The sequence below is a fragment of the Nitrosococcus halophilus Nc 4 genome, from assembly GCF_000024725.1.
Taxonomy (GTDB): Bacteria; Pseudomonadota; Gammaproteobacteria; order Nitrosococcales; family Nitrosococcaceae; genus Nitrosococcus; species Nitrosococcus halophilus.
The window spans coordinates 733,306-757,276 of sequence record NC_013960.1; the positions used below are offsets into that span (position 1 = coordinate 733,306).

Sequence of the window (23,971 nt, forward strand, 5' to 3'; positions counted from 1 at the left end):
TAGAGATGAAATTACCCTTAATTGTTAGTCTCTTTATGTGTAGGCTGTATCTCGGATAGGGGCAATGTAAAATGGAAGGTGGCGCCGCCGCCGGGTGTATCGGAGATCCATAAATCTCCCTGGTGGGCTTTGATAATGGAACGGCTGATGGAAAGCCCCATCCCCATTCCCTCATTTTTGGTCGAGAAGCGCTGCTTGAAAACCTTATCGTTGAGTGGAGGGCTAATGCCTGGACCGGTGTCCTGAATTTGGACCTCAACGGCATGGTCTTGAGTGGAAATGGTCTTAATAGTGATAAATTTTCGCTCTGCTTCCGTGAGCGCTTCCACCGCGTTGCGAACGAGATTGAACACCACTTGCTGAATTTGGATTTTATCAATGGAGACCAGAGGTGGCTGAGAACTAAATTCGAAATTTACCTTGATATCACTTTCAGTTGTTTCTCCTAAAGCCAGTCGGCTGGCATCGTAAACAACCGTATTAAGGGCTTCCGGGGTTCGATGCAACTCCCCGGTTCGAGCAAACTCCCGAAGGTGATGGATAATGGAGGCTGCCCGTTCCGCCTCAGCGACGGTTTTATCCATCAATTCGCAAATAGTCTGGGTGACTTGGCCCTTACCAGCCATGATCATTTGCTGGCAGGCCCGGACATAGTTAATGATAGCCGTAATGGGTTGATTGACTTCATGGGCGAGGGTGGTGCCCAGTTCACCCAGGGTGCTGAATTGACTGGCTTGAAGTAAATCATTTTGTAACTTACGCATCCGTGCCTCGGTCTCCTTGCGCTCAATGGCGACCGCCAGGGTATTTCCCGTCGATTCTAGAAAACTAATATCATTGTTGGTCATGGTCCAGGGCTGCTCTGAGCTGGCCCATAAAACACCTAGGCATCTATCTCGACCAGAGAGGGGCAGGGCAACTCCGCTGTGTCCATATTGTTCAGTGAGTAGTGAACTCCGAAACCGCTCATCGGTATGTAAATCTTCGGCAAAAACCCTCTTGCCGGAAATCAAAACATGGGTAATAAGGGGGTTTGGGTGGGTGAGAGAAGTGGTTTGACCCACCCGGGAACTCCACCCACCCGTGGCCGCCCGTAGCAGTAGGGTTTTACGATCGGGAAGTAATTCTAGGATCTTGACGCATTTTATTGTTTTGAGGGTTTGGGTAATGAGATGGACAGCTTCTTTCATTAGGGCATCAATCCCTATCCCCGAGAGCACCTGATGGCTGAGATGGGACAGGGCTACGAGTTGCTTGGCATGGATTCGGAGTTCTTTCTCGGCCCGTTTGCGCTCGGTAATCTCATGCCACTGTCGTAGGGTGCGTTCTGCCACATGGGGCATGTCATTGAGGGTGGCCTCGGATTTGACGATATAGTCCAATGCTCCTGCCTTCATGGCCTCAACCGCCATTTTTTCATCCCCGTAACTGGTCATCACGATGACCGGAAAGGGGGAAACGCTGATTCCGGGTGACAGGAGTTCAATGCCACTGCCGTCCGGTAAGCGGATATCGGTAATGACAAGATCGGGGAGGGTGTGGTTAAGATATTCCCGCGCTTCCCGGAGGGTACGTGCTACCATTAAATCGATAGGCGTAGCTTGCCCCTGCAATGCCCGTCGCACGAGTTCCGCATGGGCCTCTTCGTCTTCGATGAGGAGAAGCTGTATAGGTTTTTGAGGGGAAACGTCTTCCCTTGGAGTGAGGGGAGCAGGCTTCATTAGGCTAACTTGGATGAGGTTTCGGACCAGGGATAATGATTCCAAGCCAGCCAATAGAAACCCAAATCCTCCATCATTCGGTTGAAACTATCGAAATCCACAGGCTTGACCAGATAACTATTGACATGCTCGCTATAGGCTCGGGCCACATCCTGCTCTGCCTGAGAGGTGGTCAGTACCACAATGGGAATATTGGTGATTTCAGGAGTGGACCGAATGGTCTCCAGTATTTCTAGACCATCGATACGGGGTAGACGCAGGTCGAGCAGAATGACATGGGGACGGGGACTCGCTTTTGGATTGGTATAGTTGCCCTGTCGGAATAGGTACTGGAGCGCTTCTTCTCCATGGGAGACATGATAAATGCGATTAGCGATGCGATGTTCTTGAAAACTGCGTATCACCAGTTCTGCATGATCCGCATTATCTTCAATCAGCAAAATATTCAAAACTTCACCTTTCATCTTTAAGCTGGGACCTTTGGGATAGAGAAATAAAATGTGCTTCCTTGGCCTGGACCTTCTGATTCAACCCAGACCCGCCCTTCATGGACTTCAATAATGCGCTTCACAATAGCAAGGCCGATCCCCGTACCCTCCACATCTTGATCGAGCCTATCAAATAGATCAAAAATCTTTTCATGATAGCGGGAACTGATTCCCATACCATTATCCCGCACGTAGCATAGCAGTTCCCCCTCTCTTTCTAGGGCATTGATCTCAATCCGGGGTTCTTTTTGCTCGCCCATGAACTTAACAGCATTTTCAACAAGGTTCTGCATGACCTCTAGAAGCCGTTTCCGATCGCCAAAAAGGAGGGGTAAGTCGGGGCCAATTTCAACTTGGACATTTCGCTCAATGATAGCGCCTTTAACCAGTTCGACGGTCTCCCGGGCGAGATGTTCTAGGGAAACCTTTTCCGGTGGGTTAACCAAGCGGCCAATGCGGGAGAGCTCTAGCAAGTCGTCAAGCAATAATTGCATTTTATCTGCCGCAGCCTGGATGCGCTTAATATCTCCTTGCATCTGTTCCCTGTCACCTTGGGAGAGGCTGCGCTTCAGCATGCCTGAAAAGCCTTTAATGGTGATTAAGGGGCTGCGGAGATCATGGGAAACGGTATAGATAAAGCGTTCCAGTTCTGCGTTTTTTTCTTCCAATTCTTTGAGGTGATGGCGCTCCTTTTCAATCTGCTGCCGCAGTTTTTTCTGCATATCGCTTAAGGAGAGTAGCATCCGGCCCACTTCATCATTACTATTACTCTCAATGGCATTTTCCAGATTGCCGCTGGCAATGGCCATGGAAAGAAATTGCGCCCTTTGGATAGGCCGGGTAATTGCGCCAATGACCATGAAGCCAACGCCAATGGCAAACGTTACAAACAAGATTATCCCCCCTAGAGTGACATATTGTTCTTGCTTGACTGCTGCTATCCGCTCTTGCAAAAGTTCATTCAGGGATGAGGAGGCGGTATCGAAAAAATGAAATCCGGCGTTTACCGCTTGCGTTGCGGTGTTGTAGGTCTCACTTGCGCCCAGCTTGCTATTGTTGCTGACTCCAGCCAGTAAGCCGTTGTTTATTAAATTGAAGAAACGATTGCTGGCTTGGGAGAACTCCTCGGCGGATTGCTCCAGTCTGGCTCTCAAGGCGGGGGTATTGTCGATAATAATGTTGAGATTTTTTTCAATTTGTCTTTTATAGAGATCCGCTACTTTCTGTAAACCAATCAGATCGGTTTTATCTTTTTCACTGATTTGCGAATTGCCCACTGTTTTTACCGCTACCGCCCGTAATATACCGATGGTGTTTATTAAGTTCGGTAGCTGATTTTGTATCGTGTCTACCAAGTAATAACTGTCGGTGTGGGGGTCCAGGGTTAAATTGGAGGAATGTTTGACCTTGGCAATTAAGTCAATGATCAGGGTAATTAGGCTATTGTGTCGAGCCGTGCTTTCTTTGGGGGACAAATCGACGACCTGACGTTGCAATTGCTCCCAGTGGGTCTGGATATTCCGCCATCCCTCGGCCGTATTAAGGGCTGCACCGTATTGCGCCTCTTCTTCGTTGACGGCTTGAATACGTTCCCTGATTTGCTTTTGTTTCTGCTCTAATTGATCCTTAACCTTGGCGCCGCTGCTAAGATAAAGGCTGGCCAGGCCACGGTGCTCCATGGAGGCTTGCATCAAATTCCGCAGGGCACGGCTATACTCGATACCATAGGTTTCCTTCTGGGTAAATTCGATTTCCTGGCCTTTATCCCTGCTCAGTGCATACCCTAGCAGAAGGATAGCGATAATCAGGGGAATGGTGACTGAGGTGATTTTCCACTTCAGGGCTAGGTCGGAGAATAATCGCTTAAAACTCAAGCTTGCCAATAAGCTCATTGCCCTGTTTCTTTACCAAGTTAATCAAATCCATGCTAACGGGTGGTCGCCATTCCTTAGTCAAGATAACGTTGGGTTAAGTTTTCATAAGCATCAATCCGGCGATCCCGCAGGTAAGGCCAGATTCGGCGAATGACCTCGATACGTTGAAGGTCTATTTCCGCCACTAATACTGCGGCTTCATCCATCGGCCCCATAGCAAGCACTTCCCCTTGAGGTCCAGCGATAAAACTTGCGCCCCAGAACTGGATACCCGGTGTCTGTTGGCTAGGGTCGGGTTCTATCCCAATCCGGTTGCTGGCGAGAAGGGGCAAGCCATTGGCAATGGCATGGCCCCGTTGTACAGTGATCCAAGCTTCCTGCTGTCGAGACTTTTCCACTTCATCATCTCGAGGATCCCAACCGATGGCGCTAGGATAGAGCAGCAATTCCGCGCCCCCTAAGGCCATCAGACGGGCCGCCTCGGGATACCATTGATCCCAGCAGACTAAGATTCCAAGGCGTCCCACCGAGGTCTCAATAGGCGTAAATCCTAAATCACCTGGAGTAAAATAAAATTTTTCATAAAAATTGGGGTCGTCAGGAATATGCATCTTGCGATAACGTCCAGCAATGTGGCCGTCTGTCTCCAAGACCACCGCTGTATTATGGTAAATCCCGGGCGCTCGGCGCTCGAACAGGGAAATAACCAGGACAACCCCCAGCTCTGCCGCCAAGGTTCCAAAGACTTCTGTTGAGGGACCGGGAATGGGCTCTGCCAGGTCAAAATACTGGGTATCCTCAGTTTGACAAAAGTAGGGTCCCGTATGCAGTTCTGGCAATAGAATTAGCTTCGCGCCTTGTTCAGCCGCTTTTCGAATCCCTTGGATGCTGTATTTGAGGCTCTCTTGGCGCTGCTGGCTACAGGCTTGCTGAACGATAGCAACTTTCAATGGTATATCCGATGGTGGTGAAAAATCCGGATTTCAAGAGGGCACCCTAGCTAGAGGATACCCGCCGGTAGCTGCATGGCCATGCAGTGGAGACTGCCATATTGTTGAATGAGAGGAAGGCAGTCAATGCCGACCGCTTGCCGATCCGGGAAACAACTTTGGAGAATCGATAGGGCCTGGGTATCGGCGGGATCTTGGTAGGTAGGGACCAAAACCGCCCCATTGAGAATAAGAAAATTGGCATAGCTTGCCGGTAGTCGCTGACCTTCGGCATTAAATTTAGGGCTCGGCCAAGGCAATGGCACCAAACGGTAAGGGGCGCTTTTAGCCGTTTGCAGGGTTCGTAGTTCTCCTTCCATGGCTTGAAGCTCAGGGTAATGTTGGTCTTTCGGATCATCACAAGCCACATAGCATATTGTCTGGGGGTCACAGAAACGGGCCAAGGTATCGATATGGCCGTCGGTATCATCCCCAGCGAGTTGGCCGTGGTGTAGCCATAGTACTTGCTCAACGCCTAACCACTGCTTAAGCTGCACTTCCATGGCTTCCTGGGTAAGGTTACCATTACGAGTTCCAGATAACAAGCAACTTGCGGTAGTGAGTAAGCTGCCTGCACCATCGACTTCAATACTGCCTCCCTCAAGAGTCAATGCTAACTGTTTGAATGTAATGGTCCCAAAAACACCTTGTGTATATAGCCGTGCTGTGACCTCATTATCCAGCCTGGCTTCATATTTACCCCCCCAGCCATTGAAAACAAAATCCAGCAGTAGAGGCCGTCCCTCTGGATCCAAGCAGCCCAGAGGGCCATAGTCTCGAACCCAAGTATCATTGAAAGGGGCCACATGAAGGGAGAGGGCAGCTTGATTTATCCTTTGTTGCGCCAACTGCTTTTTCACGTGGGCCAGGTGATCCGGGTGGCGGCAAACAATGAGTAACTTTTCTCGGCTGGCGATCTCGCGGGCAATGTTCAGGTACACCGCCTCAATTTCCTTCAGCCAAGGTCCCCAGTCACTTTCAGCAGTGGGCCAGGTCAGCATGACTCCACTTTGGGGAGCCCATTCTGGAAGTAAGGTATATTTAGGATTGTTCATGATTCCATGGGGTCTCCTTAGGGTAGAGAAGGGCTAAAGATAAGGGGGACCCACCAATAACTGATCCCGGTGATGGCTAGGAGACCGGCTAAGTTAAGATAAAATCCGGCCCGTGCCATCTGGGGAATACTAATGAGGCCAGTGCCAAAGACAATGGCATTAGGGGGAGTGGCCACCGGCATCATAAAGGCGCAGCTGACCGCCAGGGTGACGGGGATTAAGAGCTGCAAGGGGGGTTGGCCCAAGCTTAAGGCGACAGAACCCAGAATAGGTAGGAATACGGAGGTTGTGGCCGTGTTGCTGGTGAGTTCTGTGAGGAACATCACTGTCGTCGCAATCCCCAGCAATATCAGCCAAGGGGGTAAGCCGGATAGCAGGGTGAAGCTATCGCCGAGCCAGTTAGCCAGTCCTGTGTCACTGATGCTGGCAGCAAGGCTGAGTCCTCCCCCGAAGAGCAACAAAGTGCCCCAGGGCAATTGCTCTGCCGTGGTCCAATCCATGAGAAAATGCCCCCGTTGCCAATCAACGGGAATGAGAAACAGGAGAATGGCGCCAAAGAGGGCGATTCCCGGATCATTAAGCGCGAAGTGGGGGGCCATCGCTTCGATTAGGGGGCGTAGCAACCAAAGGGCGGCGACTAGCGTAAAGACCATACTGACCCTGCGTTCAGCCCGAGACACAGGACCGAGTTGCTTTAGTGCCTGGCGCATCTGGACCCTCTGATCGCCGTGTTCTCTATGAAGGCCTGGAAATGCGACTTGGGTAAGCATGAGCCAAGCAAGGGTTAAGAGCACTAGCAGAAAGGGGGCTGCCAGCAGCATCCATTCCGCAAACCCTAACTCCAGGCCATAGGTTTCCAGAACAAAGCCGGCTAATAGCGCATTGGGCGCCGTTCCTACGAGGGTGCCGAGGCCGCCTATGCTGGCCCCATAGGCGGTGCCTAACAGAAGGGCCACCGCAAAAGGGGAAGATGGCGGGGTAGATTCTTTCGTTCCTCGAAGCCCTTCAATCACAGAGATGGCGATGGGCAGCATCAGCATAGTGGTGGCGGTATTGCTAATCCAAAGGCTGAGAAAGGCACTAGCGGCCATGAAGCCGCCAAGGGTCGCCGCAGGTGAAGCCCCCATGTGGCTGAGGATAAAGTAAGCAAGACGCCGGTGCAGGCCGCAGCGCTGCATCCCCAAGGCAATGATGAAACCTCCCATAAATAAAAAGATAAGTGGATTAGCATAAGGGATTGCCGTTTCCCGGATGTCGGCAATTCCAAACAGGGGAAATAGGACCAAAGGGAGGAGTGCGGTAACGGGGATCGGTAAGGCTTCTGTAATCCACCAGATAGCCATTAACAAAGCTACCGCGGCGGTTCGCCAAGCTTCAATATCCAAGCCAGGAGGAGGCGGTAGCACCAGAAGCGAAACCACCACCAAGGGGCCAAGAATAAGCCCAATGTATTGGCGGCGATGATAGGGGTATTGAGCCGTGGATTCGGTCATTATTATGGCATTAATTTTTTAGAGGCTGATCACGAAAATTTCACCGAAGGGTAACTGCCTAGTCACATCTGGCCATTACAGTCGCCAACAGTTTTGGTGGGAGACAGCGACTTATGGCATCGTTACATTACCGTACCATTTGGCTCTCTGATATTCATCTGGGTTCTCGGGGCTGTAATGCAGAGTTCTTGCTAGATTTCTTGACCCAGGTTGAAGCAGAGCGGCTTTATCTTGTAGGAGATATTATTGATTTTTGGAAGCTTAAAAACGGCTGGTATTGGCCTAAACTGCAAAACGAAGTCGTGCGCAACGTCCTGCAGAAGGCGGCAAACGGTACCGAAGTGATCTATATACCTGGAAATCATGATGAGTTCTTTCGGGATTATGTCGGTAAAAATTTTGGCGGTATTCGAATCGAGGCGCAAGCAATACACGTTACCGAAGATGGCCGGCGCTTTTTAGTCCTCCATGGGGATGAATTTGATAGCATCGTTTGCCATAGTAAGTGGGTGGCTTTGATTGGCGGCCATGCCTACGATATGCTTCTGGTATTTAATCGATGGTTCAATTTTTTCCGGCGTAAGCTGGGTTTCCCCTATTGGTCTTTGTCCGCATATCTTAAACACAAAGTTAAGAATGCGGTTAACTTTATCAGCAATTATGAACAGGCCCTGGTTCATGAGGCTAAGCGTCAAGGAGTCGGTGGCATCATCTGTGGTCATATTCATAAAGCGACGGTGGAAGATTTTGAGGGGGTTTTATACTGTAATACCGGAGATTGGGTAGAGAGTTGTACGGCGCTGGTAGAAAATAAAGCTGGCCAGCTTGCCATTCTTCATTGGGCTGATGAAAGCGTCTTTTTGATTAACGAAGATGCCCCTGCAAGCATTGAACGTAAGAGGCGTTTAGTCAGCACCAATTAACAGAGACACTTCATCGGCACTTTAACGAAGTTGGAAGCTCCTTCCAATAGGGTGGGGAGCCGTCACGAGAACCCTTTATCCCAGTTATTGATTCTCTGGTTCTAGCGGGTTAATAGCTGGGATAAAGGAAACCTTTGAAGTTCTCCATGGATGGTGAACGACCCCCTAGCGAGGTCGCGAAGTGAAACGGCGCGCCGAGCGCAAGGGCCACATAACGTGTTGTTCGCTGCGGCGCGTTTCGGTAACATCGACCCCAGGCTAGGGTGTGGTCTCAATAGGGAGGCCTTGGGGTTGTTATCAGAAGACCGGCCATGATGTAAAACCCGACCGGCACATCCATTTTGGCTACCGCGAGGAGCGTGGGAAGTTAGGCCTGTGGAGGGGCACAGCCTCCTGACGATACCGGGCAAGACCTGGGACAATAGGGGCCTCGATGAAGCAGGAAACGCGCAGAGGACAACCGGGCAGGAGCCCGGTCGGCGAAAGCAGATAAGCCGATAATTGTCACTCATAAGCAGCGAACTCCGATTTCATTTCCCTCCTATTATTTTTTCCCATTCCAGCAACGACTGTAAAATAATTGATACACTTCAATTGTTGCTCTAGTTTTCTAGATTTTAATGGGTGCTCGAGTTATTAATCATTTCCTTTGTTGCCATTTTGTTAACTCAATAATACAAATAAAATTTCTTGCTTAGCGCAGCCTTGCTTAAAAAATATATAATAAAAACAATAACATAATCTCTATCGTGTTTTTGCCTAGAATTTAATCTAAAAAATCTTCTATTTTTATCTAAAAGGTTCAAAGAAAGAACCGATAGTTTTGATGCGGATCATGGAAAGTCAGCGAAAGGCTAGCCTTAAAAATGGAAGTGGAATAAACTGCCTGTGGCAAATCACGAAGAATGGTCTAAAACGGCTCTGCCGGAGGAACCCAAAAACCCTCAGATTCAACCGGCGTCTTCCCCACCTCAAGATCTTGAACGCCTAGCTCGGGAACTCCAGACCTCTCAAACCGCGTTAGAGGTAAAAAGCCAGGAACTCCAGCAGTCCCAGCAAGCGCTGGAAGAGGCGCGAAATCGCTGTGCCGAGTTATATGATTTCGCCCCGGTGGGTTATCTCACTTTGGATTGCCAGGGCTATATTCAGGAGATCAATCTGACGGGAGCAGCGCTGCTAGGGGCAGAGCGTTCACATATCGTCGGAGAGTTATTTAGCGTCTGGGTCGTGCAGCGGGATATCCCAGTGTTTCTTTCTTTTCTTAAGGCAGTTTATCAGGAAGGGGGTAAAGCGGCTCAGGAACTCCGTCTCAAACGCTGGGATGGCAAAATCATTTATGCCCATTTAGAAAATTTAGCCTTAAGAGGGCAAAAAGAGGGAGAGAGGAGTCGCCGTATTGCCTTGCTGGATTTCAGCGCCCGGACTCAGTCCCAGGTCCAGCTGCAGCAAAGTCGGGAAGAACTTTTTCAGTGTGCCCAACTCACCCTCCTGGGTGAACTTGGAGTAGGATTAGCCCATGAAATTAATCAGCCTCTAGCCGCTATCGCTACCTATGCTCAAGAGTGTGTACGCCGATTGCGTACCAGTACAAGGGACCCGGTTTCTTTACTGAGCGCCATGGAGGAGGTTGTTATTCAAGCAGAACGCGCTAGTGAAATCATCAGGCGCTTGAGGCAATGGGTCCCTTGGGAACTACAGCAGCCTCAGAGGATCCAAATCAATAAAATTATTTTGCGGGCGATAGAGTTAGTGGAGCCTAGGCTAGATTATGAAGGGATTTCGATTTCGCTAGGGGTGCCCCATGACTTACCGCCTATCTTTGTCAGCCCCATCGAGGTGGAACAGGTTTTGCTAGATTTGTTGTGCAAGGTGATGGATACGATGGCGAACGATCCGTCATCTCGCCGTGAATTAAAGCTAACGGCGAAACTAAACGCAGCCCGGGAGATTGAAGTGAGGGTCAGTACCAAGGCGGGGCAGGCCGTCGACCGGCTCGAACAGGTGTTCGAATCCCTTTTTACTACCCAACCTGAAGGGTTAGGACTGGGTTTAGCCATCAGCCGTAGTCTTATTGAAAAACATGGTGGACGGCTATGGGCTATGCCCCGCTGGGAGCAGGGCGCCACCTTTCGTTTTACTTTGCCTGTTTTGCCTAAGGATAACCAGAATGAATAGTGAGAGTCATCCAGCAATTGTGTTTGTCGTTGACGATGATGAGGCGGTGCGGGACTCTCTGCGCTGGGTTATCGAGTCAGCGGGGTTTAAGGTCAAAACTTACCCTTCGGCAGGCGAGTTTTTGAAGAAGTTGGACCCTAGCCAATCGGGGTGTTTGGTGCTTGATGTTCGGATGCCTGAAATGAGCGGTTTACAGTTGCAGAAATTGCTTTCGGAAAAAAACAACCCCCTCCCTGTCATTTTTATTTCTGCCCATGGGAGTGTCCCCGATGCGGTAGGTGCGTTGCATGGGGGAGCCATTGATTTTCTTATGAAACCCTTTGACAACCAGATCCTCCTAGAGCGTATCGAGAGAAGTATTAAACTGGATCGAAAAAGGCGTGAAACTAGGCAGCAGCAAGAGGAAATTGCCCAGCGGGTGGCCCAGCTCACCTCTCGCGAGCGCCAAGTGATGGAACTCATTGTGAAGGGTAAACCTAACAAGGTGGTGGCTATAGAATTGGGAATTAGCACTAAAACCGTTGAAATCCACCGAGCTCGGGTGATGGAAAAATTGGAGGCTAAAAACCTGGCCGATCTGATCCATTTAGCACGTTTTTTGGAAGACACAAACGTTGAGTCGTCGCCTAACTAATTCTCCAAGTTCGTCCTGAACTTTTCGAATGAGTTGGTTGGCTCAACCAGCCTCAGCCCTTCGGGGCTACGTTTGAAGTTGAAGCGAAAGCGACTCACCCTGGAGTGCATTTCTCAGCCCCAGGCGCTGAGGTCAAAGGCAATGAACTACGGAGCGACACAGGAGCGAATGCCGAGACTGAACGACCCTTCAAACATTGGCGAGAGAACCCTTACTTTTCGGAGTCACGAAAGTGAATAGAGTTTTTGTATTAGACACTGATAAAACAGCGCTGATGCCGTGCAGGCCCTTAAGGGCTAGGCGGTTGTTGCCCAATAGCGCGTAAAGCATCGCCCAATCGGGCGGTGATATAAGCGCAAGCCGCGAAGCGGATTTACAGAATGCGCTGATTTTTGTAAAATACAAATATCATGAAGAGGGCGTACCAGGAACGATTCTATCCCACAGCTGAACAAGCCGATCTGCTGGCTCGTTCGTTCGGCTGTGCGCGTTTTGTTTGGAACAACACGCTCAAGCATCGTACCGATGCGTTCTATCAGAACGGCGAAGTCATTCCCCATTGGGCGCTGGAAAAAAGGCTTGTCCAACTCAAGCAGGACTTTTCTTGGCTGAATGAGGTTTCCAGCGTCACTAGCGACGGATTCAAATCCGGCAATCCCAAGTACACCGAGCAGTACGAAGCGAAGCTGGCCTATCTGCAGCGTAAGCTGGCGAAGAAGCGGAAAGGTTCCCGTAACCGCAACAAACTGCGGCTGAAGGTGGCCCGTGTGCACACTAAAATAGCTGACTGCCGTAGGGACGCCACCCACAAGGCGAGCCGCACACTGATCAACGAAAACCAAGTCGTGTGCGTTGAATCTCTGGCGGTGAAGAACATGATCAAACACCCCCGGCTTGCCAAGCCCATAGCCGATGCCCATTGGGGTGAGTTTGTCCGTCAACTGAAGTACAAGGCGCAGTGGGTAGGGCGAACCGTAGTCGAGATCGACCGCGGGTTTCCCAGCTCCAAGCGTTGCCCCACCCCAGGGTGCGGACATATCAACAAAATGCTGCCGCTGGAGGTGCGTGAATGGAGCTGTCCCTCGTGCGGGACTGTCCATGACCGCGACATCGCAGCGGCGATCAATATCAAAACCGCCGGGCTGGCGGGGTTAGCCTCTGGAGCGACTGGAACGGGGGCGACAACAGGTGTTGTCGCCTAGGGAAGGCGTGTTGAACGAGGAAAGTTCTTGGAGTGATCCAACAACCCTCGCCCGACAGGGCGGGGAGAAGTCAGGGTAAAAATAGCTGCAATAACTCGTTCAGCAAGGACAATCCTTTTTCTGTAGGACGGATCTGCTGAAAGTCCCACTCAATCAATTCTAGAGTCTCTGCTTGGTGTAATGCTTTTTCCACCACACTAATGGGAAGGCCCACCCGCTCCTGAAACAGGCGGCTGGGAAATCCCCCCGTCAAGCGCAAGGCGTTGAGCATGAATTCAAAGGCCGCCTCTTGGGGAGAGAGGATCGTTTCCCCGCCGATGCCTTCCGCTGTGCCTGCTTTGGTAAGATAGGCTGAAGGATGTTTAATTTTCCAGATTCGAGTGATGCGGTTTTCCATGGCATCGGAGATTTTTCCATGGGCGCCAGCGCCGATTCCAAGATAATCCCCAAAACGCCAATAATTGAGATTATGCTGACATTGCCGACCCTTTTTAGCAAAGGCGGATACTTCATAGCGGCCATAACCCCCATGAGTTAACTGAGCTTGACAAGCCTCTTGCCAAGTATCGATACCTTCCTCTGAAGGCAGGGAGGGGGGATAGCGGTAAAAATAAGTGTGGGGCTCGATAGTGAGTTGATAGTGGGAAATATGGCTAGGGGCAAAGCTAATGGCTGTGGTGATATCAGCTAGGGCTTGGGTTTCCGTTTGCCCAGGGAGGCCAAACATCAGGTCTAAGTTAATATTATCAAACCCTGCAGTATGGGCCATTGCTATGGCCTGACAGGCCTCCTGGGAGGAGTGGATTCGCCCCAGATTTTTAAGCGCCTCATCGTTAAAGCTTTGGATGCCAAGGGAAAGGCGGTTGATGCCGAGGCTGCGGAATTCAGTGAAACGACCTTGTTCTACGGTTCCCGGGTTAGCCTCCAGGGTAATTTCCATCTGCGGTGCCCAAGACAGGCGGGCCCGCAGTGCTGAGAGCAGCCGATCTAAGCTCTCTGGAGAAAAAAGGCTAGGAGTCCCCCCTCCCATAAAGATGCTGTGGATACGTCGGCCCCAGATCCGCGGCAGATCCTGTTCCAAATCTCGGATCAGAGCATCAATATAAGCGGTTTCCGGGAATTCCTCCGGCAAGGGATGGGAATTGAAGTCGCAATAGGGGCACTTACGAACGCACCAGGGGAGATGGATGTATAGGGCAAGAGGCGGTAGAGCGTGGAATTGGAGCATAGATGAATATTTTGCCTGGGCAGTGAAGAATAAGGCTTTTAGGCTTCTTGGCGGAGGGCATCTAGCAGCACCCTTAAAGCTTTGCCCCGGTGGCTAAGGCGATTTTTTTCTTCTGGCGACAGTTCTGCCGCTGTACAGTGATGCTCAGGCAGGTAGAAGAGGGGGTCGTACCCAAACCCCCCGCTACCCTGGGGAGTGAAAATGATCTGTCCTTCCCAAGTTCCTTGGCAGATGTATGGCGTAGGATCTTGCCAGTGTCGCATATAGACGATGACACACTGATACCGGGCGCTAGGTGGCTTTTCGGGTACCGTCTTGAGGTTTTCTAGGAGTTTTTCCAAATTTTCCTGATCGGTGGCGTTGGGGCCTGCATAGCGGGCTGAGTGGATTCCCGGTTGGCCATCTAGGGCATCGACCTCAAGGCCGGAATCGTCGGCAATGGCCGCCAGCCCCGTATGACGGGCGGCATTGCGGGCCTTAATGAGGGCATTCTCCACAAAACTAAGACCTGTTTCTGCCACCTCAGGCACCTTGAATGCAGATTGGGAAATGACCTCCATTCTAAGCTCGCTTAAAATTTCGCCCATTTCCCGCAATTTGCCGGGATTATTGCTTGCTAAAACAGCTTGTAGCAGGGCCATGGTTTAATTCTTGGCAAGGGCTTCCGTCTGTTTAGCAAGTAAAGTGCCAATTCCGCTTTTCGCTAACTCCAACATGGCTTGCAGCTCGTTCATTCGAAAGGCATGGCCCTCGGCCGTTCCCTGGATTTCGATAAACCCACCGGCCTCGTTCATGATCACATTCATGTCGGTTTCCGCTGTGGAATCTTCTATATAATCTAAGTCCAGTACGGGTCTCCCTTCACAAATACCCACCGATACCGAGGCTACCTGGCCATGAATAGGACTATGGGCAATGACCCTCTTTTTGAGAAGGCTGCCGACTGCATCCACTAGGGCCACATAAGCCCCTGTGATGGAGGCGGTACGGGTGCCCCCATCAGCCTGGATGACATCACAATCAATAGTCACAGTGATTTCCCCCAAAGCGCTGAGATCCACTATGGCCCGTAAGGAGCGGCCAATAAGGCGCTGGATCTCCATGGTGCGTCCCCCTTGGCGCCCCTGAGCGGCTTCCCGCCCCATTCGGATATTGGTAGAGCGGGGGAGCATTCCATATTCAGCGGTTACCCAACCCTGTCCTTTGCCTTTTAGGAAGCGGGGAACTCGGTCTTCGACCGAAGCGGTACAGATAACTCGAGTATCGCCAAACTCTACCAATACCGAACCTTCGGCATATTTGGTGTAGTGGCGGGTAAGGCGGATAGGGCGTAATTCGTCTGGGGCGCGGCCGCTTGGTCTCATGGTTGATTTCCTTTCCGGATTTTAAAAAACCCATATCATCATAACTTCTTCTGAGAGTCATGAGGGTTTCAAAAATCTATATTATAACTTTTAGGTCTCCATGAGGGAGGGAAGGAAGAAAAATAGCGCGGAATAGTGCTTGACTTGATTTATTAATGATAATTATTATCATTTAAATGATAGTATATTTAATAGTATATTTACGATAGTGCCCCCAATTGAACAAAAGCTGAGGCAACGTCTAAGGAGAGCCAAGATGCCCAACTCAATGCCTAATAAAATGCCATTAAGAAAGACCAGCCCACAGGTTGCTTTTTATGGATTGGAAGCTACGGTCTGTTATCTCATGACTCGCTTTATGACCCATCCTTGTTCCCAGACCGCCCGGGCCATTGTTCATCACTTGCAATTGTTGGCGGAACACCCAGAAGTGCAAGATGAAGCGGAAAGCGATAAGGTGTATGGAAAGCTTTTAGAGGAGTGGCAGGTTATTACCTTATCATTATCACAGCATTCTGATTTCTCCCCTCCTTGCCCAGAAGAGGTGTTCTGTAATGAAAAAATGCCCCAACCTTGGAGGCATAAAACTCCGCAAGAACCCACCGTCAGCATTGAGCGGCGTTGGTAGGCGGTTATGAACTGTCCGTGGCCTTCCCCCCTTTAGTGGGGGGAGACCAGTACCCCAGTCGTGGCGGCGCCAGCGATCGGGCATTAGCCCTGTATAGAGCAAGATATTCCTGTTATAGAGGATTCGTGATATTTGGATGAAAAGAATGCTCTTTGCCAACAAGCTGCCGCGCAATTGGTAAGAGTTGGCCATTTCTTTTTTGAGCGCGGTTGGGTTCCTGCCACCAGCGGCAATTTTTCCGCGCGCATTGATTCCAATTGCATGATCATCACCGTGTCCGGCTGGCATAAGGGCCAATTGAGCCCCGAAGGGATGCTGCTTGCGGATTTGGAGGGTAGTTCCTTAACGACCGGCAAGCGCCCCTCCGCCGAGACACTGCTCCACGCCGCCCTATACCGGCGTGTTCCTGAAGCCAATGCCGTTTTCCATACCCATTCGGTTTACTCCACCGTGCTGTCCCGTATGCTATCGGGTGAGTTGATACTGAGCGATTATGAGGTACTGAAAGCCTTCTCCGGAATAGAGACCCACGAGACGACCGTACGGGTTCCTATTTTCCCCAATGACCAAAATATGGGCCGCTTAGCGGCGGCGGTGGACGCTTATTTGGCGCAGAATCCAGACAGCCCTGGGTATCTTATTGCAGGACATGGCTTGTATACTTGGGGGCGTAGTGTAGAGGAGGCCTGCCGCCACGTGGAGGCCTTTGAATTTTTGTTTGAGTGTGAGGTGCTCAGACGGAGGTTAGCAAGCCCATGAGCCTATTGAAAATCTACCATGAAAATGACCCCAACCAGGTTGAGACCTATGGGGGAGTTGAAGAGATTGCTAAATTCATGGACGGGATCGGAGTGTGTTTCCAACGGTGGGAAACACCACAGTCTTTGGCCCCGGAGGCTTCCCAGGAGGAAATCCTGGCGGCCTATCAGGCTTCCGTGGACCGGCTGTGCCGGGAATACGGATTTAAGTCAGCGGATGTGATTAGCGTTAAGCCTGATCATCCGGAAAAGCAGGCGCTTCGGGAAAAATTTCTGAGCGAGCATACCCACAGCGATTTTGAGGTGCGCTTTTTCGTGGAAGGGCGGGGACAATTTTATCTCCACGCTCAGGGTAAGGTGTACGCCTTGCTATGCGAGCAGGGGGATTTTATTAGCGTGCCCGCGGGCCTACCCCACTGGTTTGATATGGGGGAAAATCCAAACTTGAAATGTATCCGACTCTTTACCACACCAGAGGGGTGGGTTGCCGATTTTACCGGCGACGACATTGCGGACCGGTTTCCCCGCTTGGGTCAATAAACCGTGATCCGGGCGATTGTTATGGATATTGAGGGGACCACCACCTCCCTGTCTTTCGTGAAGGACGTGCTATTCCCCTACGCACGGGAACGGATGGAAGACTTTGTGAAACAACATGCAGAAGATCCCAAGGTGGCGCCCTTGCTGGAGGAAGTGCGGGCGGCGATCCCCGGTGAGCGCTTGGATCAAGAAGGGATTATTCGCCAGTTGCTGGCTTGGATCGACGCGGATGCCAAGGTGTCAGCGTTGAAATCCCTGCAGGGGCTGCTGTGGGAAGCAGGTTATCAGCAAGGTGATTTTACCAGTCATCTTTACCCAGATGTGGAGCGCAATTTGCGTGCTTGGCGTGAGGCGGGGCTTAAACTCTATGTCTTCTCCTCCGGCTCCGTTCAGGCCCAGAAACTATTATTCGCCCATACGCCTGGGGGTGACTTGACACCCCTTTTTGATGGCTATTTTGATACCCGCACCGGCCCTAAGCGAGCACCCGATTCTTACCGCTATATTGCTGAAATCATTGGCTTTCGGCCTGAAGAAATTCTTTTTCTTTCTGATGTGGAGGAAGAGTTGGACGCGGCAGCTAAGGTGGGAATGCAAACCGTATGGTTGGTTCGGGAGGGGGAACTCAGTCCCACGGCATCCCATCTCCAGGTGCGTGATTTTGACTCCTTCGCCGCCTAAAGGGCTTTTGCTAGCTGCTCGCAGAAGATTTTTAAGACCTTAATCCGGGTAAAGCGCTTGTCATTGCCTTCGATTAAATACCAGGGGGCATAGGGGGTGTGGGTGCGCGCAATCATCTCGTTGGCGGCTGCCTGGTATTCTTCCCATTTTTCCCGATTGCGGTAATCTTCCTCGGTAATTTTAAACTGTTTGTAGGGGATTTTCTCCCGCTCTTTGAAACGGCGTAGTTGTTCGTCCTGGCTAATATGCAGCCAGTATTTAATCACCAAAATCCCATGCTCTGTCAGTTCTTCCTCAAAATCGTTAATCTCCCCATAGGCGCGCATCCATTCTTCAGGGGTGGCCAAGCCTTCGATACGCTCCACCAGTACCCGCCCATACCAGCTACGGTCATAAATGGTGATCCGGCCAGCCCGTGGCAGGTGGCGCCAGAAACGCCAAAGATAATGGTGAGCTTTTTCTTCGTCCGTGGGGGCGGCAAAGGGAATAACGCGATAGTAGCGGGCATCCAGGGCCTGAGTAATGCGCCGAATGCTGCCCCCCTTGCCAGCGGCATCCCAGCCCTCAAACACCAAAAGGCTAGAAATTTGGTTTTTATTGGCCCGTCGCGCTAGCCGGCTAAGCTTCTCTTGGTAGTGCTTGCGTTGGGTTTTGTAGCTTTTTTTCGAGAGAGACTGGGTGAGGTCGAGGGCACTAAGTCGGTCCATTTCCCTGACCGAATGGGTTTTCACCGGAGGAGGCAGGGGAGCGACAGTAGCTAAGGTGCGTGCTTCTAGATGGGCGCTCATACGGTGATAGAGATCTTGGCCGATTTTAAGATCCCGGGAATAGGGGTTGCTCCCGTTTACAATCAGCCAGGGGGATTCGGCGGTGTGGGTGGCCTTGAGCGTGTACTCTGCAATGGCGCAAAATTTATCATAAAGTTCAAGGTGTTTCAGATCACGCGGGGTGACCCGCCAACGGGTTTTGGGATTCTTCATCAGCTTCTGGAAATGCTGGCGTTGCTGGGTTTTGCTAAGATGTAACCAGTATTTGAGGATTAAGGCACCGTCCCTAATGAGTTCTTCTTCCAGTTTGCAAATGCGGGTCAGTGCTTTCTCCATTTGCTTGAAATCCATCAACTCTTTCATATAGCGGGAGAGAGGATCGCTGTACCATGAGCCGGCAAAGATAGCTATGCGCCCTTTGGGAGGCAAGGCGAGCCAGTATCGCCAATGGGGGGGGCGCTCCCGCTCTTCATCCGAGGGAGGGCCGAAGGCATGGGTTTGAATGTACCGGGGGTCCATCCACTTGTTAAGCCGATTGATGATCGCGCCCTTGCCACTTCCATCCACTCCCGAAATCAGAATAATGACGGGAAAGTCTGCTTTGATTAGCCTTTGTTGTATTGACAATAGGCGAGTGCGTAAAAGGGGGAGCGCCTTTTTATATTCTGCTTTGGAGAGTCTATGCTCTTGTTTGGCCGCCTCGAGCATGGGGTTCTTCCTTTAATGTAAAAAAAATAAACATTGAGTTATTTTTTCTAAGCATATGAAAATAATAATAAAAATTTATATTATGCTGATAAAATAATGATAAGGTGTAAAAAATCCTGATGCTCACTCACTTAAGGTAGACCTAAGTATCGAAAATGTAACTATATTTTTATGTTGGTACGTAATTTGGAAGGGTCATGGAGGACTAGCTTGGGTTTTTCATCACCAAGACAAGATGAACAGCCAGGTATTGGAATTTATCAAACCGTGAGTCATCGGGACAAGAATGGATAATCGTGAGATGCGGCAAAATTCCTTGTCGCCTATCGAGGGGCAGACTCGACTAAAACCGAAGGGGGACAGACCTACTACAGAGCCTGGCCCTCAGCTCTCTCAACCCTATATAAGCCGTTCGCGAAGGCGGCATCGGAGCGAGCTAAAAATTAAATTACTTCAGATTGCTCTCGGTAGCCTCATTTTTTTATTCTCATTAATAATTCTGCTCATGTGGCTCTACACTTCTAAATTGTCTGCAGAAAATGATCAGATTTCGGCAGAATTTTATAAGCAGGCACGGCAGTTGACGGCAACAACTGAAGCGTTGGAAAAGCTGCAGGGTGAGATGAAGACATTGCTTCAAGGGCGGCTACCACATTTAGTGCCTTTGGAGTATGACAAGGCCATCCTTATTACTCACAAATACCTACGGAATATTATTTTTACCCTGATCAAGGCCCAAGGGAAAGTCGCTACTGAATACCGGGTAGTATTGCAAAATGATACCTTGTCGGTGATACACCCTGAAGTAAAAATCCTCCTTTTCGACCAGGTAGGGATTCAGATTGGCTCAGCAGAGATCATCAGTACGGCGTTGACCGCAGATGAAGCTGTTCTCGATCCAGGAGAAGTCCGCTCTTATTCCGGGTCTATTGAGCTCTTTCAGGAAGGGGACCCTCATTATTTTCTGGTGACAGCCCGTTAAGCTCTAACGCCTCGCTAAAAACATTTTTAAAATCAATTGCCAATGGATTTGCTCTCGACACGCCTTCAAAATAGGCCTCCCTAAGCCCATAATGGAATAGGAGAGACGTTTAAACACCAGGTGAGGAGGAAGCCCACATGTCTGTCACGGCGAAATCGGAGGCGCAGAGGGGTCCCTTAGCAGCGGAAGAACTGAGGCAGATCCACGCTTATTGGCAGGCCTGCAACTACCTTGCCGTGGGCATGATTTATCTCCAGGATAACCCCTTATTGCGGGAGCCTCTTAAGCCGGAGCATATCAAACAGCGGCTCCTCGGCCACTGGGGATCAAGTCCTGGGCTTAGCTTCATTTACATCCACCTCAGTCGGCTTATCAAGAAGCAGGATCTCAACATGATCTTTCTTGCCGGGCCGGGTCACGGCGCTCCCGGTGTGCTGGCGCCGGTGTACTTAGAGGGAGTCTATGGAGAGGCCTACCCCAATAAAGGGGAGAGCGAAGAGGGGATGCGCCGTTTCTTCAAGGAATTTTCCTTCCCCGGTGGCATTGGCAGTCACTGTACCCCCGAGACCCCCGGTTCCATCCACGAGGGGGGTGAACTCGGCTATAGCCTCTCCCATGCCTTTGGCGCCGCCTTTGACAATCCGGATCTCATCGCGGCGGTGGTGATCGGGGATGGTGAGGCTGAAACGGGGCCGTTAGCCACCGCTTGGCATTCCAATAAGTTCCTCAATCCCATTCGAGATGGGGCCGTCTTGCCTGTCCTCCATTTAAACGGCTACAAGATTAACAATCCGACCCTTCTTGCCCGCATCTCCCATGAGGAATTGGAGAACTTGTTTCAGGGCTACGGCTGGACCCCTTATTTCGTGGAAGGGGAGGATCCGGAGCTGATGCACCAGGCGATGGCGGCGACCCTGGAGCAGTGCGTAGCCGAGATCCGTCGGGTCCAGGAAGAAGCTCGCCGCAGGGGTATTGCAAGCCGGCCCCGCTGGCCCATGATCGTACTCCGCAGTCCCAAGGGCTGGACCGGCCCCAAGGAAGTGGACGGGCATAAGGTGGAAGGTTATTGGCGCTCCCACCAGGTGCCTTTGTCCGGCATGCGGGACCATCCGGCCCATTTGCAAATGCTGGAAGAGTGGATGCATAGCTACCAACCGGAGAAGCATTTTGACGCCAGTGGTCGGCTCATCCCCGAGTTGAAGGCCCTGGCCCCGGTGGGACCCCGGCGGATGAGCGCCAACCCCCATGCCAATGGTGGCCTGCTGCGTAAAGCGCTGCGCCTACCTGACTTTCGCAACTACGCTGTCCAGGTGCCGAAGCCAGGCCAGATGGAGGTTGAAAACACCCGGCCCCTTGGCGAGTTCCTGCGCGATATTATGGAGAATAACCCTCATAATTTTCGGGTGTTCGGGCCTGACGAGACGACCTCCAATAGATTGAGCGCCGTCTATGAAGCCAGCAAAAAGACGTGGCTCGCGGATTATCTACCGGAGGATGCCGATGGGGGGGAGCTTGCCCCTGACGGGCGAGTAATGGAAATGCTCTCCGAGCATACCCTGGAGGGCTGGCTGGAGGGCTATCTTCTCACCGGCCGCCATGGTGTTTTCGCCACCTACGAGGCCTTTGTCCATGTGATCGACTCCATGTTCAATCAGCACGCTAAATGGCTGGATATCGCCGAGGATATCCCCTGGCGAGCGCCGATGTCCTCCCTTAATCTTCTGATCACCTCCACCGTTTGGCGGCAGGATCACAACGGCTTTACCCACCAGGACCCCGGTTTCCTTGATTTGGTGGTGAACAAAAGTCCCACCGTGACCCGTATCTACCTGCCGCCTGATGTCAACACCCTGCTCAGCGTGGCCGACCATTGCCTCAAGAGCAGCAACGATGTCAACGTGATCGTGGCGGATAAGCAAAAGCATTTGCAGTACCTGGATATGGATGCGGCCATCAAGCACTGTACTAAGGGTATCGGTATTTGGGACTGGGCCAGCAATGACCAGGGGACGGAGCCCGATGTGGTGATGGTCGGGTGCGGTGATGTGGCCACCCAGGAGGCCCTGGCGGCGACGGCGCTGCTGCGTGAGTCCTTCCCGGATCTCAAGATCCGCTTTCTCAACGTGGTGGACCTTTATACCCTCACCCCCGCCGGCGAGCACCCCCACGGGCTTTCGGACCGGGACTTCGATAGCCTATTTACCGTGGACAGGCCTATTATTTTTAATTTCCACGGCTACCCCTGGCTTATCCACCGCCTGGCTTACCGACGCACCAACCATCGCAACCTGCATGTTCGCGGCTACAAAGAAAAGGGCAATATTAACACTCCCCTGGAATTGGCCATTCAGAACGAAGTGGACCGCTTTAGCTTGGCTATCGATGTCATCAACCGTATCCCGGCACTCCAGGTGGCGGGCGCTCATGCCAAGGAAACACTGCGTGACAGGCAAATTGAATGCCGCAACTATGCTTACGAGTATGGTACTGACAAGCCGGAAATCCGCAACTGGAAGTGGCCCTTGTAAACTGCCTGGCCCTGCTGGTTCTACCTCCTTGTTCAAGTTACCGAAATTCCGCCCAAAGCCCCTTCCTTCAGGGAGGGGATGTAGGGCGGTTCTGTTAATATTAAGTGATGAAACTTAAGGCCAACATAAAAACCCTGAAAGTCAGAGTCAAGGATAAGCATAAGCCAGTCCTTGAGCGCATGGCCTTTGAAGTCAATCAGGTCTGGAATGGGGCTAACGAAATCACGGCGGATGATTCCTATGTGCCTGTTCCCGGTGTGGGTTATATCCGCAACTCATTCACGGCATACGAGCTGCAAAAGCAGCTAAAAAGCATCAAGCTGGAGCGCGGCTTTATTATTCACTCCACCACCGTGCAGGAAGTGATTGCCGCGCACCACAAATCACGCAGACAATTCAAAACCGACAAGCTCCGCTGGCGTGTTTCTGGTGGGCCGCGCCGTTCATTAGGTTGGATACCGTTCAAGAAAGGCGCCGCCAAATGGAAGAAGGGTCAGGTGTACTTTGCCAGCCACTCCTTCAAAGTATGGGACAGCTACGGCTTGTCTCAGCAGGCGTTCCGCTCCGGTTCTTTCTCACAAGATGCCCGCGGACGCTGGTATTTCAACATCGTGGTCGAAGTGGCTCTTGAGCAGTCCATTGCCACCGGGCAGGTGGGGATTGACCTGGGTTTAAAGGATACCGCCACTTGCAGCAACGGTTTGAAGCTGGAAGCGTATCGTTTCTACCGTAATGGGCAAGCGCAACTGGCCAAAGCGCAACGCGCCAACAAGAACAAACGGGTAAAGGCTATCCATGCCAAGATCAAAAATAGGCGTTTAGACGCCCTCCATAAATTCACAACCCAAGTGGTTCATGAAAACGCATTCATCGTCGTGGGTAATGTCAGCAGTTCCAGCCTTGCTAAAACTAAAATGGCTAAATCTGTTTTAGATGCGGGCGGGTTTATACTGAAAACTCAGCTTGATTATAAATCGAAAGCGATGCAAGCCGAGTTTGTAGAGATCAACGAAGCGTACACTACCCAAGCCTGTTCGTGCTGTGGCGGTATCAGCAACAGTAGTCCGAGAGGTAGGGCAGGTCTTGGAATAAGAGAATGGTCATGCCCTGAGTGTGGGGCGCATCACGATAGAGACGTGAACGCAGCCATGAACATTCTCGCGGCGGGGCATCGCCGTCTTGCGGAAGGAATTCCCCTCCTTTAGGGCGGGAAGGATGTCAATATAAGGCAAT

At 51.2% G+C, this 23,971-nt stretch carries 21 protein-coding genes; 11 read left to right on the plus strand and 10 right to left on the minus strand.

The features are described from left to right. Positions 1-17: 17 nt before the first annotated feature. Genes NHAL_RS03560 through NHAL_RS03585 form a run of 6 tightly spaced genes read right to left on the minus strand, consistent with a single transcriptional unit; the run spans position 18 to position 7,620 of the window. A complete protein-coding gene (locus NHAL_RS03560; protein ID WP_013031801.1) occupies positions 18-1,721 on the minus strand; it encodes an ATP-binding protein in 1,704 nt (567 codons plus the stop codon). Then, a complete protein-coding gene (locus NHAL_RS03565; RefSeq protein WP_238985429.1) occupies positions 1,721-2,170 on the minus strand; it encodes a response regulator in 450 nt (149 codons plus the stop codon). The genes NHAL_RS03560 and NHAL_RS03565 overlap by 1 nt, the downstream gene beginning before the upstream one ends. A gap of 17 nt (positions 2,171-2,187) precedes the next feature. After that, on the minus strand, positions 2,188-4,101 hold the full coding sequence (locus NHAL_RS21735; RefSeq protein WP_013031803.1) for an ATP-binding protein: 1,914 nt from the start codon (positions 4,099-4,101) through the stop codon (positions 2,188-2,190). Positions 4,102-4,157: 56 nt separating this feature from the next. Further along, on the minus strand, positions 4,158-5,033 hold the full coding sequence (locus tag NHAL_RS03575; RefSeq protein WP_013031804.1) for a carbon-nitrogen hydrolase: 876 nt from the start codon (positions 5,031-5,033) through the stop codon (positions 4,158-4,160). A 50-nt stretch (positions 5,034-5,083) separates the two neighbouring features. Beyond that, positions 5,084-6,127, minus strand: coding sequence for an agmatine deiminase family protein (locus tag NHAL_RS03580; RefSeq protein ID WP_013031805.1), 1,044 nt, complete (start codon positions 6,125-6,127; stop codon positions 5,084-5,086). A gap of 17 nt (positions 6,128-6,144) precedes the next feature. Next, positions 6,145-7,620 carry an SLC13 family permease gene (locus NHAL_RS03585; RefSeq protein ID WP_013031806.1) on the minus strand — a complete coding sequence of 492 codons (1,476 nt, stop codon included), beginning with the start codon at positions 7,618-7,620 and terminating at the stop codon, positions 6,145-6,147. Positions 7,621-7,733: 113 nt separating this feature from the next. Between NHAL_RS03585 and NHAL_RS03590 the strand changes: the two genes are divergently transcribed. The 4 genes from NHAL_RS03590 to NHAL_RS03605 all read left to right on the plus strand — a co-directional run bounded on the left by NHAL_RS03590 (position 7,734) and on the right by NHAL_RS03605 (position 12,554). After that, positions 7,734-8,543: a UDP-2,3-diacylglucosamine diphosphatase gene (locus NHAL_RS03590; RefSeq protein WP_013031807.1), complete on the plus strand. Its 810-nt coding sequence runs from the start codon at positions 7,734-7,736 to the stop codon at positions 8,541-8,543. 888 nt (positions 8,544-9,431) lie between these two features. Next, positions 9,432-10,718 (plus strand): sensor histidine kinase, encoded by a 1,287-nt coding sequence (locus tag NHAL_RS03595; protein WP_013031808.1) that lies wholly within the window; start codon positions 9,432-9,434, stop codon positions 10,716-10,718. Further along, the gene (locus tag NHAL_RS03600; RefSeq protein ID WP_013031809.1) at positions 10,711-11,352 is read left to right on the plus strand and encodes a response regulator transcription factor; all 642 of its coding nucleotides are present in this window, start codon (positions 10,711-10,713) and stop codon (positions 11,350-11,352) included. Before NHAL_RS03595 ends, NHAL_RS03600 begins: the two co-directional genes overlap by 8 nt. 407 nt (positions 11,353-11,759) lie before the next feature. Further along, positions 11,760-12,554, plus strand: a complete 795-nt coding sequence (locus tag NHAL_RS03605; RefSeq protein WP_041354618.1) for an RNA-guided endonuclease TnpB family protein — start codon at positions 11,760-11,762, stop codon at positions 12,552-12,554. 70 nt (positions 12,555-12,624) lie between these two features. Here NHAL_RS03605 and hemW read toward each other — a convergent pair whose 3' ends face one another. From hemW to rph, 3 genes are read right to left on the minus strand one after another with little or no spacing between them, the layout of a single operon-like run. Next, entirely contained in the window at positions 12,625-13,782 is a 1,158-nt protein-coding gene (gene hemW / locus NHAL_RS03610) for a radical SAM family heme chaperone HemW (protein ID WP_013031811.1), read from the minus strand. 38 nt (positions 13,783-13,820) lie between these two features. Continuing rightward, a complete protein-coding gene (gene rdgB / locus NHAL_RS03615; RefSeq protein WP_013031812.1) occupies positions 13,821-14,423 on the minus strand; it encodes an RdgB/HAM1 family non-canonical purine NTP pyrophosphatase in 603 nt (200 codons plus the stop codon). Between the two features lie 3 nt (positions 14,424-14,426). Further along, positions 14,427-15,146 carry a ribonuclease PH gene (gene rph / locus NHAL_RS03620; protein ID WP_013031813.1) on the minus strand — a complete coding sequence of 240 codons (720 nt, stop codon included), beginning with the start codon at positions 15,144-15,146 and terminating at the stop codon, positions 14,427-14,429. A gap of 256 nt (positions 15,147-15,402) precedes the next feature. Between rph and NHAL_RS03625 the strand changes: the two genes are divergently transcribed. The 4 genes from NHAL_RS03625 to mtnC all read left to right on the plus strand — a co-directional run bounded on the left by NHAL_RS03625 (position 15,403) and on the right by mtnC (position 17,753). Further along, the gene (locus NHAL_RS03625; RefSeq protein ID WP_013031814.1) at positions 15,403-15,774 is read left to right on the plus strand and encodes a hypothetical protein; all 372 of its coding nucleotides are present in this window, start codon (positions 15,403-15,405) and stop codon (positions 15,772-15,774) included. Between the two features lie 132 nt (positions 15,775-15,906). Beyond that, on the plus strand, positions 15,907-16,533 hold the full coding sequence (locus NHAL_RS03630; RefSeq protein ID WP_013031815.1) for a methylthioribulose 1-phosphate dehydratase: 627 nt from the start codon (positions 15,907-15,909) through the stop codon (positions 16,531-16,533). After that, positions 16,530-17,072 (plus strand): 1,2-dihydroxy-3-keto-5-methylthiopentene dioxygenase, encoded by a 543-nt coding sequence (locus NHAL_RS03635; protein WP_013031816.1) that lies wholly within the window; start codon positions 16,530-16,532, stop codon positions 17,070-17,072. The genes NHAL_RS03630 and NHAL_RS03635 overlap by 4 nt, the downstream gene beginning before the upstream one ends. A 3-nt stretch (positions 17,073-17,075) precedes the next feature. Beyond that, positions 17,076-17,753 (plus strand): acireductone synthase, encoded by a 678-nt coding sequence (mtnC, locus tag NHAL_RS03640; RefSeq protein WP_041354620.1) that lies wholly within the window; start codon positions 17,076-17,078, stop codon positions 17,751-17,753. On the opposite strand, the gene pap is transcribed toward mtnC, so the two are convergent. Continuing rightward, complete coding sequence (pap, locus tag NHAL_RS03645) at positions 17,750-19,228, minus strand: polyphosphate:AMP phosphotransferase (protein WP_013031818.1); 1,479 nt, start codon at positions 19,226-19,228, stop codon at positions 17,750-17,752. The two genes, mtnC and pap, sit on opposite strands and share 4 nt — an antisense overlap. A gap of 505 nt (positions 19,229-19,733) precedes the next feature. Between pap and NHAL_RS03650 the strand changes: the two genes are divergently transcribed. The 3 genes from NHAL_RS03650 (at position 19,734) to NHAL_RS21740 (ending at position 23,943) form a co-directional block, all read left to right on the plus strand. Next, positions 19,734-20,210: a hypothetical protein gene (locus tag NHAL_RS03650; protein WP_238985430.1), complete on the plus strand. Its 477-nt coding sequence runs from the start codon at positions 19,734-19,736 to the stop codon at positions 20,208-20,210. A 137-nt stretch (positions 20,211-20,347) separates the two neighbouring features. Then, a complete protein-coding gene (locus NHAL_RS03655) occupies positions 20,348-22,738 on the plus strand; it encodes a phosphoketolase family protein (RefSeq protein WP_013031820.1) in 2,391 nt (796 codons plus the stop codon). 107 nt (positions 22,739-22,845) lie between these two features. Continuing rightward, positions 22,846-23,943 carry an RNA-guided endonuclease InsQ/TnpB family protein gene (locus NHAL_RS21740; RefSeq protein WP_013031821.1) on the plus strand — a complete coding sequence of 366 codons (1,098 nt, stop codon included), beginning with the start codon at positions 22,846-22,848 and terminating at the stop codon, positions 23,941-23,943. Positions 23,944-23,971 lie beyond the last annotated feature (28 nt).